We start from the raw sequence: 17,159 nt of genomic DNA, 5'->3' as shown, positions 1-17,159 counted from the left end.
AAAGCCGATCTCGGCAGGTATTTAGCCGGTCTTGGCAGCCCGGACGCCGGTTTGGAGCATTTCCTAGAAGTGGCTGTAGGACAGTCGCTTCAAGACCAGCTCCTGGCCCTGCCCGTCCAGGAAGCGCGGCCGCTCATGGCCCGCGACGATCGTGCCGATCGCCGTGACGGCAAGGCCTGCCGCCCGCCCCAAGGCAATCAGTGCGTCACCTTGCGCCGGCGGAACGGTGCACAGCACCTCGTAATCGTCACCCCCGGCCAGCAGCGTCTCGACGCCAACGACCTTGCCCGCGATCAGGGCGGCGGCTGCTGCCGAGAGCGGCACGCTGGTCACGTCGATCGTGGCCGAGACGCCTGACGCCGCACAGAGCTTGGTCAGATCTCCGGCCAGCCCGTCGGAGACATCCATCGCAGCCGTCGCATGCTCACGCACGCCTTGCGCGAGAGCATTGCGGGGCTGCGGCACGCGATAGCGCGAGATCAGAGTCTCGCGCGCGTGCGAATCGGAGGCCAGCGCATTCGCCACCGCGCCGCCCTTGAGCACATCGAGGCCAAGCGCGGCGTCGCCGATCGTTCCCGTCACCAGAATACGGTCGCCCGGTTGGGCGCCGGTGCGGCCGACCATCCGCCCCTGCGGCACGCGGCCAAAGGCGGTGATCGAGATCATCTGCGGCCCCGGCGTCGACACCGTGTCGCCGCCGAGCAGCGGACAGGCGAAGGCTTTCGCATCCTCGCCGAGCGCGTCCACGAACGGCCTGAGCCAGGCGTCTTCCTTGCTGCGCAGCGCCAGTGTCAGCACGAAGCCGGCCGGCGCGGCCCCCTTGGCAGCGAGATCGGACAGGTTCACCCGCAGCGCCTTGCGCGCGATGGTATCGGGCGGATCGGTGGCAAGATAATGCACGCCCTCCACCACCGCGTCGGTGGTGACGACGATATCGCTGCCGAGCGCCTGCAGGATGGCGGCATCGTCCACCAGCCCCAACGCGCCGGGATCAGTCGCCAGCGGCTTGAAATAGCGCGCGATGAGGGAGTCTTCGGCGGAGGGATTGTGCGGGCTGGTCATTAGCGTCCGCCACATACATCGCTGTCATCGCCCGGCTTGACCGGGCGATCCAGTACGCCGAGCCGCCTCTGCTCAAGCACCACCGCCGCGGCGTACTGGAGCACCCGCCTTCGCGGGTGATGACAGCGGAATATGGGGCAGCCACATCGCATCAAATCACCGCCCTGCGCCTCAATCTACCCCCGCCCGAACTCGTCACCGCGAAACTGGCGGCCGATCTGGTCGAGCACCGCGTTGACCATGCCGGTCTCCTCGCGGTCGACGAAGGCATTGGCGACGTCGACATATTCGGAGACGACGACGCGGCCCGGCACGTCCTTGCGGTGTTCCAATTCGTAGGCCCCTGCCCGCAGCACCGCGCGCAGGATCGCTTCGATGCGCTTCAACGGCCAGCCCTTCGACAGCGCCTCGTCGATCAGCGGATCGAGCTTCTTCTGGTCGCGCACGACGCCGGAGACGACGTCGCGGAAGAACGCCGCTTCCGCAGGGAGATATGTGTCGCCCTCGACCTCGTTGCCGAGCCAGTGGCTCTCGAACTCCGCAAAAATGTCGTTGATGCCGGCACCGCCGATATCCATCTGGTACAGCGCCTGGACGGCTGCGAGCCGCGCCGCACCGCGCCGATTCGCCTTCTTCTCCGTGCCAACCGGCGGCTTCTTGTTGTTATCGGCCATGATCAAGCCCGCGCCAGCCGGCGCTTTATGCGCAGCATCGTAATCGCGGCCCGCGCGGCGTCGCCGCCCTTGTTCAGCTCGCTGGCGCGCGCCCGCGCCCAGGCCTGCGCCTCGGTGTTGACGGTGAGGATGCCGTTGCCGAGCGGCAGCTTGCGCGCCACCGCCAGGTCCATCAGCGCGCGCGAGGATTCCTGCGAGACGATCTCGAAATGGATGGTGTCGCCACGGATCACGCAGCCGAGCGCGATCGCGGCGTCATACGGCTTGCCATTGGCGGCCGCGGAATCGATCGCGATGGCGATCGCCGCAGGAATCTCCAGTGCGCCGGGAACCGTGATGACGTCGTGGGTCAGACCGGCCGCCTTCAGCTCGGCCACCGCGCCTTCCAGCATCGCGTCCTGGAGATCGTCGTAGAACCGCGCCTCGACAATCAGCGCGCGCGCGCCGGAGATGTCGGTCTGGTCCTTCAGGGGTGCGCGCCGCGCGTCTGCCATTGCTCAATCCGTCTATTTTGGGTCGGCCGTTTTGTAGTCGCCGCAAGCCGGCAAGCCAAGTTTTAAACTGTCATTCCGGCGCGATGCGAAGCATCGAACCCGGAATCTCGAGATTCCGGGTCTGGTCCTGCGGACCATCCCGGAATGACGGCTACGCAGTCATTTCCGTCAGCCGCGCCGCATAGCGGGCCATCAGATCGACCTCGATATTGACCGCATTCCCCGCCTTCCAGCCGCCGATCGTCGTGACCGTCAGGGTGTGCGGGATGATCAGCACCGAAAAGCTCACGTCCTTCACCGTATTTACCGTCAGCGAGACGCCGTCGAGCGTGATCGAGCCCTTGGTCGCGATGAACCGCGCCAGCTCCCGCGTCGTGGAGAGCTCGAACCGCGCCATGTCGGGCAGGTCCTCGCGGCTCACGAGGGTCGCGATGCCATCGGCGTGGCCGGCGACAATATGCCCGCCAAGCTCGTCGCCGATCTTGAGCGCACGCTCGAGATTAAGCCTGGTGCCGACCCTCCAGTGCTTGGCGGTCGTCAGCGCCAGCGTCTCGGCCGCGGCATCGACGTCGAACCAGGTTCTTTGAGCAGAGTCTTTGCCGCCTTCGACGCCGGACGCAACCACCGTCAGGCAGACGCCGTTGCAGGCGATCGAGGCGCCGTCCGCAATGGTGGTCTGGTCGTAGCGACAGGCGATGCGCAGCCGGTGCAACTGGCCCTGCGCCGTCGGCGTAAAGCCGACGATCTCGCCGATATCGGTGACAATGCCGGTGAACATTACGCGCGCTCGTAGATGGTGAGAGTATCCTTGTCGAAGGTCTCGCTAGCATGAACCTTGTAGGCTTGCGACTGCGTGATTTTCGACAGGGGCAATGCAGCGAGCGCATCCACCCCGTCGACGCCCACCGCCTCCGCACCGCGGAACAGCCAGATCTCGTCAACCAGGTCGGCGGCGATAAAGGACGCCGCGACGCGGCTGCCGCCCTCGACCATCAGCCGCGTGATGCCCATCCCGGCCAATGCATGCAGCACCGCCGCAAGATCGAGTCCCGAGGCGTTGCCGGGCGGCACGCGGATCACCTGGGCGCCGGCAGCACCGAGCCGCGTGGCGGCCGCGGCCTCCGCCAGTTCAGAACCCACCACCCACAGCGGAATCTCGCGCGCGGAGCCCACGAGCTTGCTTGCGCCGGGAATGCGCAGGCTCTGATCGAGCACCACGCGCACCGGTGAGCGCGCTGCCATGCCCGGCAGGCGGCAGTCGAGTAGCGGATCGTCCGCCAGCACCGTGCCGATGCCGACCAGGATGGCGTCGCTCGAGGCGCGCAGGAGATGCACCCGGTTGCGCGCCGCCTCGCCGGTGATCGCGACCGGCTTGCCGCCGGCCGCGCCGATCTTGCCGTCGGGCGAGACCGCGAGCTTCAGGATCACATGCGGGCGGTGATCCCTGACGCGACGGAAATGCCCGGCATGATCGAGGGCGGCTTCGCGCGCGCACAGACCCACATCCACCGTGATGCCGGCCGCGCGTAACCGAGCATGGCCCTGACCGGCGACCTCCGGATTGGGATCCTCGATCGCGGCCACCACCCGCTTGATGCCGGCGGCGATCACTGCGTCGGCGCACGGTGGCGACTTGCCGAAATGCGAGCACGGCTCCAGCGTGACGTAGAGCGTGGCGCCGCGCGCGCCCTCGCCCGCGCGCCGCAGCGCTTCAGGCTCGCCATGCGGTCGTCCCCCTGGTTGGGTCCAGCCGCGGCCGACAATCACGCCGTCCTTGACGATGACGGCGCCGACGGCGGGATTGGGCCAGGTACGTCCCTGCCCGCGCCTGCCGAGCGCCAGCGCAAGCTCCATGAAGCGCCGGTCGGCATCCCTGGACTCGCGCGCCTTCTGCGCGAATTGATCCTCCAGGATGCGGAAGATCATTTGCGGATCGCGGCGAGCCGCGCTTCCTCCTCACCGGAGAGCTCACCGAGCACGTCGGCGAAATCCTTGGCTTCGCGGAAATTGCGGTAGACCGAGGCGAAGCGGACATAGGCGACGTCGTCGAGCGTGCGCAGATGCTCCATCACGGTCTCGCCGATCACTTCGGAGGAGATTTCGGCTTCGCCCCCGGTCTCGAGCTCGCGCACGATGGTGGAGACCATCTTCTCCACCCTTTCCGGCTCGACCTGCCGCTTGCGCAAGCTGATCGACACCGAGCGCATCAGCTTGTCGCGGTCGAACGGAACGCGGCGGCCGTTGCGCTTGATCACCGTGAGCTCGCGCAGCTGCACGCGCTCGAAGGTGGTGAAGCGGAAATTGCAGGCGACGCACACGCGCCGCCTGCGGATCACGGAAGAGTCCTCGGTCGGACGCGAGTCCTTCACCTGCGTATCGAGACTGTTGCAGTTCGGGCAGCGCATCCGTTGACCTTGACCGGTTTTCTTGAGCCTTACTGATAGATCGGGAAACGGTCGGTGAGCGCCTTGACCCGTTCCTTGATCGCGGCTTCCACCAGCGGCGCCTTGCCGTCGGAAGATTGCGCGATCGCGTTGAGGACTTCAGCGATCATGCTGGCGACCTGCTGGAATTCAGCGACGCCGAAACCGCGGGTGGTCGCCGCTGGCGTCCCCAGACGAATACCGGAGGTGACAAACGGCGACTCGGGGTCGAAAGGAATGCCGTTCTTGTTGCAGGTGATGGCGGCGCGAACCAGCGCCTTCTCCGAGGCGTTGCCCTTCAGGCCCTTCGGCCTGAGGTCGACGAGCATCAGATGGTTATCGGTGCCGCCTGAGACAATGTCGAACCCGTGGCTCTTCATCGCTTCGGCCAGCGCCTTGGCGTTCTCGACGACGTTCTTGGCATAGACCTTGAAGTCCGGCCGCAGCGCCTCGGCAAAGGCGACTGCCTTCGCCGCGATCACATGCATCAGGGGGCCGCCCTGCAGGCCCGGGAAGATCGCCGAGTTGAATTTCTTGGTCAGCGCCTCGTCATTCCACAGCATCAGGCCGCCGCGCGGACCGCGCAGCGATTTGTGGGTCGTGGTGGTGGTGATGTGCGCGTGAGGCACCGGCGAGGCATGCACGCCGCCGGCGACGAGACCAGCGAAGTGCGCCATGTCGACCAGCAGGTACGCGCCGACGCTGTCCGCGATCTCGCGGAAGCGCTTGAAGTCCCAGGCGCGCGAATAAGCCGAGCCGCCGGCCACGATCAGCTTCGGCTTGACCTCCTCCGCCTGCTTGGCGACCGCGTCCATGTCGATGATCTGGTCCTCGCGGCGCACGGTGTAGTGCGCGGCCTTGAACCACTTGCCACTCATGTTGACGGGGGAGCCGTGGGTGAGATGGCCGCCGGCCGCAAGATCGAGGCCCATGAAGGTGTCGCCGGGCTGGAGCAGCGCCAGAAACACCGCCTGGTTCATCTGGCTGCCGGAGTTCGGCTGCACGTTGGCAAAGTTGGCGCCGAACAGCTTCTTGGCGCGATCGATCGCAAGGTTCTCGGCGACGTCGACCCACTCACAACCGCCGTAGTAACGCGCGCCCGGATAGCCTTCCGCATATTTGTTGGTCATCACCGAACCCTGCGCTTCCAGCACGGCACGGCTGACGATGTTCTCGGAGGCGATCAGCTCGACCTCGTGACGCTGGCGGCCGAGCTCGCCCTTGATGGCGGCTGCGATTTCCGGGTCAGCCTGCTCGAGCGAGGCGGTGAAAAACGAATCGGGCGCGGAGGCGGTTTTGGCGAAGGTCATCTTGCGAATATCTCCACCGCCGCAGCCTTTTGGCGGGCTACGGGCGGGTCTGGTGTGGCGATCGGAAGCGGCGTGCGCGATCTACCACATTGCCCGCAACAGGCCAAGGGTTTGCGGGTCGGGCCTGTGATTTATGCAAGATATGGTGGGATTGGAAATTTGGACGACCGGCCGGCATCCGGTCGTCCAATGCTCCCGAAAGGTCCGGGAAGGCCCGCTTTGGGCTCGAAACGCCGCGCGGTGCGACCGGCTTGACCGTCCGGCCGGCCTCTAAAGCCCGGTATACCCCGCCTTCACGGGGTCCACGCTGCCGTCGAGCTGCCGCAGATAGGTCAGGCCGCAAACCGTCAACCTGTGGGTGTCCTTCTCGCCGGCTTCCATCAACGTGTTGAGGTAGTTCGTCACCTTTTCCCGCGCCTCCGCGCTCGCCGCAGACGTGCGGTTGGCGAGCAGGTCATAGGTATGCATGATCCGGTCGATGGCAGCTTCCATGGCACCCTCTGGTTCTTGCCGCGTTTGGGAGTTGAGATCAGGCAACCGCTTTGGCCTCGGACTGCGCCTCGAACCTCACGATGGCCTTGTTGGCCAACCTGATCTTGTTGAATTCGCCGAGCTGGAGCAGCTTGATGACGATCTCGAGCAGGCGTTGGTCGGTGACGAGGGTGTCCCGGATCGCGCCGGAGCGGCGAAGATAGTTCGCGGCGATCGCGTAGGCCTCGCTCACGAGTTCCACGTTCATCACCCCAACGCCACGCTCGACCAGCATCGTCAGCCTCCGATCCGGAGGAGATAAGCATCGAACCGGGAACTCGTTCCCTGGTGTCGGGGAATTTTTTCGCAACCGCGAAATAAAAACGCACCGGTCCGGACACGGCCGGGCCGGCGCGCTTGGGGAAGCTCAGGCACGTTCGGGAGGCTTGCCGGTCTTGTTGTGGGCCGGCTTGGCCAAATCCCGTCGAAAGAGCTCAGAGACGATACAGGATCTGGTCGGTCCAGAACCGCTCGAGGCGGTGCAGCGACTTGTTCAGGGTCGAGAACTCCTCGCCCGAGATGCCGCCGACCTGCTCGACCGTCTTGACGTGCTTCTGGTAGAGCGAGTCGACGATGCGGCGGACTTCCTGGCCCTGCGGCGTCAGGCGGATGCGCACCGAGCGGCGATCAACGCGCGAGCGCTGATGGTCAAGGAAGCCGAGCTCGACGAGCTTCTTCAGATTGTAGGAGACGTTGGAGCCGAGGTAATAACCGCGCGTGCGCAGTTCGCCCGCGGTCAGCTCCTTGTCGCCGATGTTGTAGAGCAGCAGCGCCTGAACCGAGTTGATGTCCGCACGACCGCGGCGATCGAACTCGTCCTTGATGACGTCGAGCAGCCGGCGATGCAGCCGCTCCACCAGAGTCAAAGCTTCCAGATAGAGCGTCTGCACCGAACCCTGCTGGCCGGAGACGCGCTCTGCGGTATCTGCCGCAGTTGCGACGGCTTTCATCATGACACTTCCCCTGTTGTCGTTTTTATCGACACTCATTCGACGAAACTTGTGTCCCGTCTGATAGGTGCAACTTAAGGGGCTCGTTTGAAGATCGGCTTAAATAAGAGAATAAAGAGATCATGAATTTAAGACAGTGAATTGCGGATTAAGCCTGTGCCACAAGCACTTTTCGCAATAGTCTGTTGACTCTCGCAAGGTCCTGTTCACCCTCCGTCCGCCCCGATTGTCGCATTCCAGAACAGCCCCGCCCCGTTTCGAAACGGCCGCGTAAGAGCTGTGGCGGAACATGCTGGTTAGCGAAAACTTACGTCGAATTTTACGCAACCAACCGTCAACCAAGCGCGACATTCTCGTGTCCCGGACCAGCACAGCGAAGCGGCGCGCAGAGCCGGGGCACGAGAGTTTGCTATGGCGGCCGTTCGCGTGCGGCCATCCAGGCCAGTGCGAGATAGGCAGCCAGCATGAAGGCTTCGACCCCGACCACGACCAGGCTGCCGCCGTAGATGCCCGGGAACATCAGCTCGATCACCGCCATCGACACCACGGTCGTGAGCCACACCACCGCGCCCCAGGGTGTGGCGAGCCAGAGGCCAACCGCTGCAACGAGTTCGATCACAGCGAAGTAGATGGTCGAGGCCTGCCACGCCATCGACTGGTTCTCGAAGGCCTCGTCCTCGCCGCCGACGAAGCCCGTCACCTGCGCCCAATGATAGAGGCCCTTGAGGATCGAGAGCAGCGCCATCACCCGCAGGAACAGCACGAGCCGGCGCGTCCAGACATTATCGTCGGATTCAGCCCGCTCCGACGAGATCGCCGCCACCGACATTGCGCTGTCTCTGGCATTGTCTCGAACGGCGTCCCTGGCACTGTCGCGGGCCGCATCGCGGGTGGAGATCTCGGACATGCCCCCTTCTGGCTGCTTTGCCCCGCAAAATCAATCGGCTGCCATCTTTTGCGGCACGTCAAGCCGCGGTGACGGGAACCATGCGAGCTGGTATAAGAATAATTCCAGCCGGAGGAAGAGTGATGGCGATCAAATACGGACGTCCGATCGAATTGCGCGAGGTCTCGCGCCGGGATGGCACTGGGGCCTCCCCTGCCCTCGATCTGACCGTCCGCCCGCGCCGCAACCGCAAGGCCGAATGGGCCCGGCGCATGGTGCGCGAGAACGTGCTCACGACCGACGATCTGATCTGGCCGCTGTTCCTGATCGACGGCAACAACAAGCGCGAGCAGATCGCCTCGATGCCGGGCGTCGAGCGTCTCAGCGTCGACCAGGCCGTGCGCGACGCCGAGCGCGCGATGAAGCTCACCATCCCCTGCCTCGCGCTGTTTCCCTATACCGAGCCGTCTCTGCGCGACGAGGAGGGCTCGGAAGCCACCAACCCGAACAATCTGGTCTGCCAGGCGGTCCGCGCGATCAAGAAGGAGTTTCCGGAGATCGGCATTCTCTGCGACGTCGCGCTCGATCCCTTCACCAGCCACGGCCATGACGGCCTGATCTCCGACGGCAAGATCCTGAACGACGAGACGGTCGCCGTGCTGGTGCGTCAGGCCCTGGTGCAGGCCGAAGCCGGCTGCGACATCATCGCGCCCTCCGACATGATGGACGGCCGCGTCGCCGCGATCCGCGAGGGCCTGGATCGCACCGGTCTGCTTGACGTGCAGATCATGGCCTATGCCGCAAAGTACGCCTCCGCCTTCTACGGCCCGTTCCGCGATGCCATCGGCTCGGCCAAGACGCTCACCGGCGACAAGCGCACCTACCAGATGGACAGCGCCAACACCGACGAGGCGTTGCGCGAGGTCGAGCTCGACATCGCCGAGGGCGCCGACATGGTGATGGTCAAGCCCGGCATGCCCTATCTCGACGTCGTCCGCCGCGTGAAGGACACGTTCGCGATGCCGACCTTCGCCTACCAAGTGTCCGGCGAATACGCGATGATCGCGGCCGCCGCCAACAACGGCTGGCTCGACGGCGACCGCGCCATGATGGAGAGCCTGCTCGCCTTCAAGCGCGCCGGCGCCGACGGCGTGCTGAGTTATTTCGCACCGAAGGCGGCGGAGAAGCTGCGGGCACAGGGGTAAGCCCCAATGTCGTCCCGGCGAAGGCCGGGCGCCCCTGTCTCTTATCGTCGTCCTGGCGAAAGCCAAGACCCATACCGCGTGATCTATCAAGAGCACGCGGTATCGACACCGGCGAACGTACCAACCTCCAGCCTTCGCCAAACTTCTCCCTGGGGTAATGGGTCCTGGCTTTCGCCAGGACGACACTGAGGGGTGTGGCGCCAGCTCCCGCTCTCCCGGCTACCGCCGCCCCCGAATCGCCGGAATATTTCGGCTTGTTAATGTCGGCACCCTTGGCGCGCGGACGACCTGTTCCCATGTCCTTCCACGGGAGTCCTGCCACGGGAGTTTCCCTCGGGAGAACGGTCATGTCGTATTCGGACTCGGGCAATGCCTGGCGCAATGACGGCGGGGCGCAGCCGCATGCCTATGATCCCTATCTGCACCCAGAACTGTTCCGCGGCGTTGCGACGCGGCGGGTGTTCGCCTTCCTGATCGACATGGTCGTGATCTCGGTGCCGGTGATCCTCGGCTACCTCTGCATCGCGGTGTTCGGCGTGGTTACGCTCGGCATCGGCTGGGCGCTGTTCTGGCTAGCCTGGCCGGCCTCCGTGATCTGGGCCATCGTCTATTACGGCGCCTGCATCGGCGGTCCGTCGTCCGCGACCATCGGCATGCGCGTGATGGATCTGGAGCTCCGCACCTGGTACGGCGCGCCCGGCTATTTCGTGCTCGGCGCCACCCACGCCGTGCTGTTCTGGGTGACCGTTTCGTTCCTGTCGCCCTTCGTGGTGCTGGTCGGGCTGTTCAACGGCCGCAGGCGCTTGCTGCAGGATTTCGTGCTGGGAACGGTCGTGATCAACAATTCCGTTCGTGCGCCGGTGCCTCAGGGCGCCAGAACCTACTGATCAAAGGACCTACTGATCAACCAACCCGGATCAAGAACCTATCAACCTGGACCCGCTATGCTGACCGATCTGACCTGCCGAGTAGACCGATTGACCGGGGGCTTTTGTAGCGCGATGCTGATGCACATTTTGGAGGCCCACGACGTCCCTTGACCCAGCACTCGCGCGACACCCCACAATTTTACCTCACGGCGCCGTCCCCCTGCCCCTATCTGCCGGGCCGACACGAGCGCAAGGTGTTTACGCACCTCGTAGGTGAGCGCGCCGGTGACCTCAACGACCTCCTGACCCATGGCGGCTTCCGTCGTAGCCAATCCATCGCCTACCGTCCGGCCTGCGACCAGTGTCGCGCCTGCGTCTCGGTCCGGGTGATCGCCAACGAGTTCCGCCCCTCCCGCAACTTCCGCAAGGTGATCGCGCGCAACGCCGACATCATCGGTGAGCAGCGCAGCGCGGTGCCGACCTCCGAGCAATATTCGGTGTTCCGCGCCTATCTCGATTCCCGTCACCGCCACGGCGGCATGGCCGACATGACCGTGCTCGACTATGCCATGATGGTCGAGGACAGCCATGTCGAGACCCGCATCATCGAGTACCGCAAGCGTGGTCCCGACAGCGGCATCACCGGCCGCGGCGAGGAGCTGATCGCGGTCGCGCTGACCGACGTGCTCAGCGACGGCCTGTCGATGGTCTATTCGTTCTTCGAGCCGGGCGAAGTCAGCCGCTCGATGGGCACCTTCATGATCCTCGACCACATCGCCCGCGCCCGCCGGCAAGGACTGCCTTACGTCTATCTCGGCTACTGGATCGAAGGCTCGAAGAAGATGGACTACAAGGCCCGCTTCCTGCCGCAGCAGCGCCTCGCGCCGTCAGGCTGGCTGCGCATCGACGCGCAAGGCGACGCGGCATCCGAGCCGCAGGATTAGCTCTCCGTCGTGCCGCGAAATCGGGGCATCCAGTACGCCGCGGCTTCTCGGGTCAATCACAACCGTCTCTGGAATACTGGGTCGTCCGGTCGAGCCGGACGACGACAGCCGCGATGTGTTCACCCGAACAGCGTATCCGCCAGCAGCTTCAAGTTCAAAACCACGATGATGCCGGCAACGATCCACGCGATCGCCGCGACCCACGCCGGGATGACGAACTTGCCCATCTTGCGGCGGTCGGAGACGAAGCGGACCAGCGGGATGACGGCGAACGGCAATTGCATCGACAGCACGACCTGGCTGAACACCAGCAGATCAGCCGTGCCGCGCTCGCCGTAGATCGCGGTGACGACAATCACGGGAACGATCGCGATGCCGCGCGTCAGCAACCGGCGCGCCCAGCTCGGCAGGCGCAGGTCGAGAAAGCCTTCCATCACGATCTGTCCGGCGAGCGTCGCCGTCACCGTTGAATTCAGGCCCGAGGCGAGCAGCGCCACCGCGAACAGCGTCGAGGCGATGCCGAGGCCAAGCAGCGGAGACAGCAGCTCGAAGGCCTGGCCGATCTCGGCGACGTCGGAATGGCCGCTCTTGTGGAAAGTTGCGGCAGCCACGACGAGGATCGCGGCATTGATGAACAGCGCAAGCATCAGGGCGACGGTCGAGTCCGTGGTCGCCCATTTGATCGCCTCGCGCCGGCCGGTATCGTTGCGCTCATAGGCGCGCGTCTGCACGATCGAGGAGTGCAGATAGAGATTATGCGGCATCACGGTGGCGCCGATGATGCCGATCGCGATGTAGAGCATCTCGGGGTTGGTGAAGATCTCGGTCTTCGGCACAAATCCCTTCAGCATCTCGGCCACCGGCGGTGCTGCCGCGGCAAGCTGGACCGTGAAGCAGACTGCGATCACGACAAGCAATGCGATGACGAAGGCTTCGAGGAAGCGGAAGCCACGGTTCATCAGGATGAGCAGCAAAAAAGCATCCAGCGCAGCGATCAGCGCGCCGCCGATCAGGGGAATGCCGAACAGGAGTTTTAGCGCAATTGCCGTGCCGATCACCTCGGCGAGATCGCAGGCGATGATCGCCGCCTCGCAGGCGATCCAGAGCAGGAAATTCACGGCCGGCGAATAGGTCGCACGGCAGGCCTGCGCGAGATCTCGGTCGGTGACGATGCCGAGCCGCGCTGCCAGCGACTGGAGCAGGATCGCCATCAAATTCGAGAGCAGAATGACCGAGAGCAGCGTGTAACCGAACTTGGACCCGCCTGCGAGGTCGGTCGCCCAATTTCCGGGGTCCATGTAGCCGACCGAGACCAGATAGCCCGGGCCGACAAAGGCGAGCAGGCGCCGCCACCACACCCCCGCGATGGGGAGGGCGACCGAGGCATTCACCTCCGCTAGGCTCTTGGTCGCAGGCGCATCATTGCGCCAGCCGGCGGCGTCTCGGGTCAGATCGGGAGAGCGAGCATCCATGGGGCGAGAATACCGAAGTCGAGCCTTATTGCAACTCATTTGCAACTGCATCTAGCCGCATCGGTCCCTCGGCGGCCGCTATGTGCCGCCCCTGTCGGGAAGCGGGTGGGTTTGGCGGCCTTCCGAGGCAGATACTCGGCGCCAACCCGACTTTGCAGGAAATGAGCCATGTCAAATCCGCTTCGCCTCCCCGAGACATTCAACCGCCTCGCCTGGTCGAACCTGGCGGCACAGTCGGCCGAACAGATCGCGCTGGCCGCGGCCCCCATCGTCGCGGTGCTGACGCTCGGCGTCGCCGAAGGCCAGACCGGCCTGCTCCAGACCGCGCTGACCCTGCCCTTCGTCCTCTTCGCCATCCCGGCCGGCCTGCTGGCCGACCGCATCTCCCGCCGTTCGCTGATGGCGGGCGCCGAGGCGCTGCGTGCCGCGGCCCTTGCAGCGATCGTGCTGCTGCTCGCGCTCGGCGCGCTCAACCTGCCGCTGCTTGCGCTACTCGGCTTTGCCGCCGTGTGCGGTACCGTCGTCTACAGCGTGGCCGCGCCGGCGCTGGTGCCCTCGCTGGTGAGTTCGGACCTGTTGCCGGCGGCCAATGCGCGGATCGAGCTCGCACGCACCATCGCCTTCGCCAGCGGGCCTGCGCTTGGTGGCGCGCTGGTGGGGTGGTGGGGCGCGAGCCCGGCCTTCGGCTTCGCGGCCGCGCTCTCGGCTATCGCCGTCGTGCTGCTCTCCGGCATCTACGAGCCCGCCCGCACGCCGGCGCCACGGCGGCATCCGCTCCAGGACATCCGCGAGGGCGCGGCCTTCGTGTTTCATCATCCGCTGCTGCGGCCGGTCTTCATCACCCAGTTCATCTTCAACACCGGATGGTTCCTGCAGATCGCGGTGTTCGTGCCCTACGCCGTACGTCACCTCGGCCTAAACGCGGTCGGCGTCGGCACCGTGCTGACGATGTACGGTGTCGGCATGGTGATCGGCGCGCTGTTCGCCACGCGCGTGATGAAGCGCGTCGCGTTCGGCACGGTGGTCGGCCTTGGCCCCGTCACCGGCTTCGTCGCCGCAATGGTGATGGCGCTGACGGTGCTGGTCCCCTCCCCCTGGCTTGCCGCCTTGAGCTTCTTCCTGCTCGGCGTCGGGCCGATCCTGTGGGTGATCTCGACCACAACGCTGCGCCAGTCGGTGACGCCGCCTCGCCTGCTCGGCCGCGTTTCCGCCATCAACATCATGAGCTACGGCGCCCGCCCGGTCGGCTCGGCGCTGGGTGCGATCGTCGGCGGCCTCTGGAGCGCGGAAGCGTGCCTCTATCTCGCCGCCGCCGTGTTCGGCGTGCAGGCGCTGGTGATCTGGCTCTCGCCCGCGGTGGCCCTGGACCGGCAGCCCGACATGGTGGGCGATGAGGCGGTGGCGCGGTGTTAGGCAGTTCCTCCGCCGTCGTCCTGGCGAAAGCCAGGATCCATTACCCCAGGGAGAAGTTTGGCAAAAATCGCCAACTATGAGTCTTCGCAAAACTGCAGGCGGTGGTTATGGGTCCTGGCTTTCGCCAGGACGACATTGGGGGGCACCGCGGAATTTAATTCGCCAGATACCGCTCGTAGCTCCCCGTCACCGGCTCGCTCGCATCCACCTCGGGATCGAGCGTGTAGAGATCCTGCGCGCGGCCGATGCCGCGCAACGCGTAGCGGCCGGTGGAGACGAGATAGCGGCGGCCGGCGGCATCGAGGCCCTTGTAGAACTCCGCCGAGGCCAGCAGCTCGCGATCGACCGAACGGCTCATCGAGGCGATGCGACTGACCTCGTTCACGGTCGGACCGACCACGGTGAAGTCGAGCCGGTCCTCGCTGCCGATATTGCCGTAGAAGACCTCGCCGACATGCAGGCCGATATAGGCGGACGTGGTGGGACGGCCCTCGGCGCCCCGCCGCAGATTGAGCGCTGCAACGTTCTTGCGGAATAGATGCTCGGCGCGCAGCGCCGCGCGCCGAGCATGCGCCATGTCTTCGCCGGTGAACATCGCGAGCACGCCGTCGCCGATCAGCTTCAGCACGTCGCCGCCGGCGTCGTGGATCGCGTCGATCACGGCCTGCGCATAGTCGTTCAGGAACGGGATGATCTCGTCGGGGCCGATGCTCTCGCTGATTCCGGTCGAGCCGCGCAGATCCGAATACCACAGCACGGCGTTGATGCGCTCCGTGACGCCGCGCGAGATACGTCCGCTCAAGACCTGCTCTGACGCATCGCGTCCGAGATAGACGCGGCCGAGCGTGCGCGCGATGTCGACCTGCTGCGCCGACTTGATCGCGAGCCCCAGCACCGGCACGAGATCGCGCAGCGCGGCGAGCTCGCCTTCGGCGAAGCCGCTGTCGCGTCGCGTTGTCCAGGAGGAGTAGAGGCAATCCATCTGCCCGAGCGCTCCGGTCTCCCCGAAGCGATGCACAAAGGCCAGGAAATGGCGGTGACCCGTTTCAGCGAGCTCGCCGATCTGCGAGAAATCGAGCGAGGGCGCGTCGGCGAGATCGATCACCATCTCGTCGTGACCATGCTCGAGCAAATGATAGAACACCGACCGGCGCCAATTGTTGGCCGCGTCGCCCTCGGCCGTCGAGCCGTATTCGACCACGTCGCTCTCGTTGGTCGGCGTATCGCTCCAGCGGAAGGCGCGTCCCTCGTAGATCGGGTGCAGCGTATCGATGACGACAAGCCCACGCGAGAGTTCCAGCCCCTCGGCGCGGCAGCGCTCGCAGAAGCCCCGCAGCAGTTCGGGTTCGGGCAGGCCGGTGAGCCCCTGGCCGGCCAACCAGTTCATCAGCGCAAGGCGCGAGGTCAATTGCATGCGCCATTATGCCGTGCATTCGTGACGAGCGAAAGGCGGCGCGCGGAGCTTGCGCCGCCAAAGCTCCGCTCACGGGCAAGGCTCCCACCGGCGGCAGGTCGCATATGTCGCGGACGCTGTTGACGTCCCCCCGCCTCGGGCGCAAATGCGAATGATGACACGGCCGATCAGAAATACGGGGATATGAGCCAGCGCCAGCTTCCGATCATCCTGGCGCTCGGTACCACGCAGACCCTGGCCTGGGCCTCGAGCTACTATCTGCCGGCGCTGCTTGCCGATCCCATGGCGCGCGATCTCGGCATCTCCTCCAACTGGGTCTTTGGCGCGTTCTCGGCCTCGCTGGTGATCTCTGCGCTGCTCGGGCCACGCATCGGGCGACAGATCGATCTGGTCGGCGGCCGGCAGGTCCTCTCGGTGTCGAACCTGACGATCGCTGCCGGTCTCGTTCTGCTCGGCCTCTCGCAATCGGTGGCGGTGATGGCGATGGCCTGGCTCGTGCTCGGCATCGGCATGGCGATGGGGCTTTACGACGCCGCCTTCGCCGCGCTCGGCCGCATCTACGGCACCGAGGCGCGCAGGCCGATCACCGGCATCACGCTGATGGCGGGCTTCGCATCGACCGTCGGCTGGCCGCTCACCGCCTGGGGCCTTGCCCATATCGGCTGGCGCGAGACCTGCTTCGCCTGGGCCGCCGCCAACATCCTGATCGGCCTGCCCCTGAATTTCTTTGTGCTGCCGACGATCAAGGGCGCCAAGCAAGCTAAGGCGGCGGCAGAGAAGCCGCATCTGCCGCTCGACCGCACCATGATCCTGCTCGCGTTCGTCTTCGCCGCAGTCTGGACTGTCACCGGCGCGATGGCCGCGCATTTCCCGCGCATCCTGGAGACCACCGGCGCGACGCCGGTCGAGGCGATCGCGGCCGGTGCGCTGATCGGCCCCGCGCAAGTCGCGGCGCGGGTTCTGGAAGCGGGCTTCCTCAGCCGCTTTCATCCGCTGTGGTCGACGCGGCTCGCCTGCCTCACCCACCCGATCGGCGCCGTGGTCGTGGCGATCTTCGGCGGCGCCGCGGCCAGTGCGTTTGCGCTGTTCCACGGCTCCGGCAACGGCATCCTGACCATCGCGCGCGGCACGCTGCCGCTGTCGATCTTCGGCCCCAAGGATTTCGGCTATCGCCTCGGCATCATCGGCGCGCCGGCACGGATGGCGCAGGCCGTGGCGCCGCTGGCCTTCGGCCTGCTCATCGACGTCATGGGGGCGAAGGTGCTGATCGTCTCCTCTGCGCTCAGCCTCTCGGCGTTGGCCGCGCTGTTCATGATCCGCGCACAACCGCGGCCGGATTGACCCGGCGGGAGCTTTCGCGCACAAGCGGAGCATGACCGAAGACACCCGCCCGCCCCGCACATTCAAAGGCCTCTTGCGCTGGGCGACCACGCCGCCACAGGCCTAGGGTGTCTATCTCCTCGCCATCATCCTGGTCTGGCTGGTCTCCTTCTACGCCGGCTCGCTGAAGCC

The 17,159-nt window shown here is 65.6% G+C and carries 18 protein-coding genes; 5 read left to right on the top strand and 13 right to left on the bottom strand.

Translation table 11 applies throughout. The features are described from left to right. Window positions 1–63 precede the first annotated feature (63 nt). From thiL to BRA1253DRAFT_RS39140, 11 genes are all read right to left on the bottom strand, one after another. Window positions 64–1,062: a thiamine-phosphate kinase gene (gene thiL / locus BRA1253DRAFT_RS39190; protein WP_007603431.1), complete on the bottom strand. Its 999-nt coding sequence runs from the start codon at window positions 1,060–1,062 to the stop codon at window positions 64–66. Window positions 1,063–1,238: 176 nt separating this feature from the next. Beyond that, entirely contained in the window at window positions 1,239–1,736 is a 498-nt protein-coding gene (nusB, locus tag BRA1253DRAFT_RS39185) for a transcription antitermination factor NusB (RefSeq protein WP_007603430.1), read from the bottom strand. A gap of 2 nt (window positions 1,737–1,738) precedes the next feature. After that, complete coding sequence (gene ribH, locus BRA1253DRAFT_RS39180; protein WP_007603429.1) at window positions 1,739–2,230, bottom strand: 6,7-dimethyl-8-ribityllumazine synthase; 492 nt, start codon at window positions 2,228–2,230, stop codon at window positions 1,739–1,741. Window positions 2,231–2,381: 151 nt separating this feature from the next. Continuing rightward, window positions 2,382–3,008 carry a riboflavin synthase gene (locus tag BRA1253DRAFT_RS39175; protein ID WP_007603428.1) on the bottom strand — a complete coding sequence of 209 codons (627 nt, stop codon included), beginning with the start codon at window positions 3,006–3,008 and terminating at the stop codon, window positions 2,382–2,384. After that, window positions 3,008–4,156, bottom strand: coding sequence for a bifunctional diaminohydroxyphosphoribosylaminopyrimidine deaminase/5-amino-6-(5-phosphoribosylamino)uracil reductase RibD (ribD, locus tag BRA1253DRAFT_RS39170; protein ID WP_007603427.1), 1,149 nt, complete (start codon window positions 4,154–4,156; stop codon window positions 3,008–3,010). The genes BRA1253DRAFT_RS39175 and ribD overlap by 1 nt, the downstream gene beginning before the upstream one ends. Next, window positions 4,153–4,635 (bottom strand): transcriptional regulator NrdR, encoded by a 483-nt coding sequence (gene nrdR / locus BRA1253DRAFT_RS39165; RefSeq protein ID WP_007603426.1) that lies wholly within the window; start codon window positions 4,633–4,635, stop codon window positions 4,153–4,155. Before nrdR ends, ribD begins: the two co-directional genes overlap by 4 nt. Before the next feature lie 29 nt (window positions 4,636–4,664). Continuing rightward, window positions 4,665–5,963, bottom strand: coding sequence for a serine hydroxymethyltransferase (glyA, locus tag BRA1253DRAFT_RS39160; protein WP_007603425.1), 1,299 nt, complete (start codon window positions 5,961–5,963; stop codon window positions 4,665–4,667). 270 nt (window positions 5,964–6,233) lie between these two features. Next, window positions 6,234–6,455, bottom strand: coding sequence for a hypothetical protein (locus BRA1253DRAFT_RS39155; RefSeq protein WP_007603423.1), 222 nt, complete (start codon window positions 6,453–6,455; stop codon window positions 6,234–6,236). A 37-nt stretch (window positions 6,456–6,492) separates the two neighbouring features. After that, window positions 6,493–6,729, bottom strand: a complete 237-nt coding sequence (locus BRA1253DRAFT_RS39150) for a hypothetical protein (protein WP_007603422.1) — start codon at window positions 6,727–6,729, stop codon at window positions 6,493–6,495. Between the two features lie 199 nt (window positions 6,730–6,928). Continuing rightward, the gene (gene ldtR, locus BRA1253DRAFT_RS39145; RefSeq protein WP_007603420.1) at window positions 6,929–7,447 is read right to left on the bottom strand and encodes a transcriptional regulator LdtR; all 519 of its coding nucleotides are present in this window, start codon (window positions 7,445–7,447) and stop codon (window positions 6,929–6,931) included. A 406-nt stretch (window positions 7,448–7,853) separates the two neighbouring features. After that, window positions 7,854–8,351 carry a DUF6163 family protein gene (locus tag BRA1253DRAFT_RS39140; protein ID WP_007603419.1) on the bottom strand — a complete coding sequence of 166 codons (498 nt, stop codon included), beginning with the start codon at window positions 8,349–8,351 and terminating at the stop codon, window positions 7,854–7,856. Between the two features lie 122 nt (window positions 8,352–8,473). Between BRA1253DRAFT_RS39140 and hemB the strand changes: the two genes are divergently transcribed. The 3 genes from hemB to BRA1253DRAFT_RS39125 all read left to right on the top strand — a co-directional run bounded on the left by hemB (window position 8,474) and on the right by BRA1253DRAFT_RS39125 (window position 11,348). After that, a complete protein-coding gene (hemB, locus tag BRA1253DRAFT_RS39135) occupies window positions 8,474–9,535 on the top strand; it encodes a porphobilinogen synthase (RefSeq protein WP_007603418.1) in 1,062 nt (353 codons plus the stop codon). Window positions 9,536–9,882: 347 nt separating this feature from the next. After that, entirely contained in the window at window positions 9,883–10,422 is a 540-nt protein-coding gene (locus tag BRA1253DRAFT_RS39130) for an RDD family protein (RefSeq protein ID WP_007603417.1), read from the top strand. A gap of 149 nt (window positions 10,423–10,571) precedes the next feature. Next, window positions 10,572–11,348, top strand: coding sequence for an arginyltransferase (locus tag BRA1253DRAFT_RS39125; RefSeq protein ID WP_007603416.1), 777 nt, complete (start codon window positions 10,572–10,574; stop codon window positions 11,346–11,348). A 119-nt stretch (window positions 11,349–11,467) separates the two neighbouring features. Here BRA1253DRAFT_RS39125 and BRA1253DRAFT_RS39120 read toward each other — a convergent pair whose 3' ends face one another. Next, window positions 11,468–12,820: an Nramp family divalent metal transporter gene (locus tag BRA1253DRAFT_RS39120; RefSeq protein ID WP_007603415.1), complete on the bottom strand. Its 1,353-nt coding sequence runs from the start codon at window positions 12,818–12,820 to the stop codon at window positions 11,468–11,470. Between the two features lie 168 nt (window positions 12,821–12,988). Between BRA1253DRAFT_RS39120 and BRA1253DRAFT_RS39115 the strand changes: the two genes are divergently transcribed. After that, a complete protein-coding gene (locus BRA1253DRAFT_RS39115; protein WP_007603414.1) occupies window positions 12,989–14,233 on the top strand; it encodes an MFS transporter in 1,245 nt (414 codons plus the stop codon). A gap of 154 nt (window positions 14,234–14,387) precedes the next feature. Here BRA1253DRAFT_RS39115 and BRA1253DRAFT_RS39110 read toward each other — a convergent pair whose 3' ends face one another. Further along, complete coding sequence (locus tag BRA1253DRAFT_RS39110) at window positions 14,388–15,647, bottom strand: adenylate/guanylate cyclase domain-containing protein (protein WP_007603413.1); 1,260 nt, start codon at window positions 15,645–15,647, stop codon at window positions 14,388–14,390. A 183-nt stretch (window positions 15,648–15,830) separates the two neighbouring features. Here BRA1253DRAFT_RS39110 and BRA1253DRAFT_RS39105 point away from each other — a divergent pair, with 183 nt between their 5' ends. After that, the gene (locus BRA1253DRAFT_RS39105) at window positions 15,831–16,988 is read left to right on the top strand and encodes an MFS transporter (RefSeq protein WP_007603412.1); all 1,158 of its coding nucleotides are present in this window, start codon (window positions 15,831–15,833) and stop codon (window positions 16,986–16,988) included. Window positions 16,989–17,159: the final 171 nt, after the last annotated feature.

Source organism: Bradyrhizobium sp. WSM1253, from assembly GCF_000244935.1.
In the GTDB taxonomy this organism is placed as follows: Bacteria; Pseudomonadota; Alphaproteobacteria; order Rhizobiales; family Xanthobacteraceae; genus Bradyrhizobium; species Bradyrhizobium canariense.
This window is presented reverse-complemented; position numbering and strand designations above follow the sequence as displayed.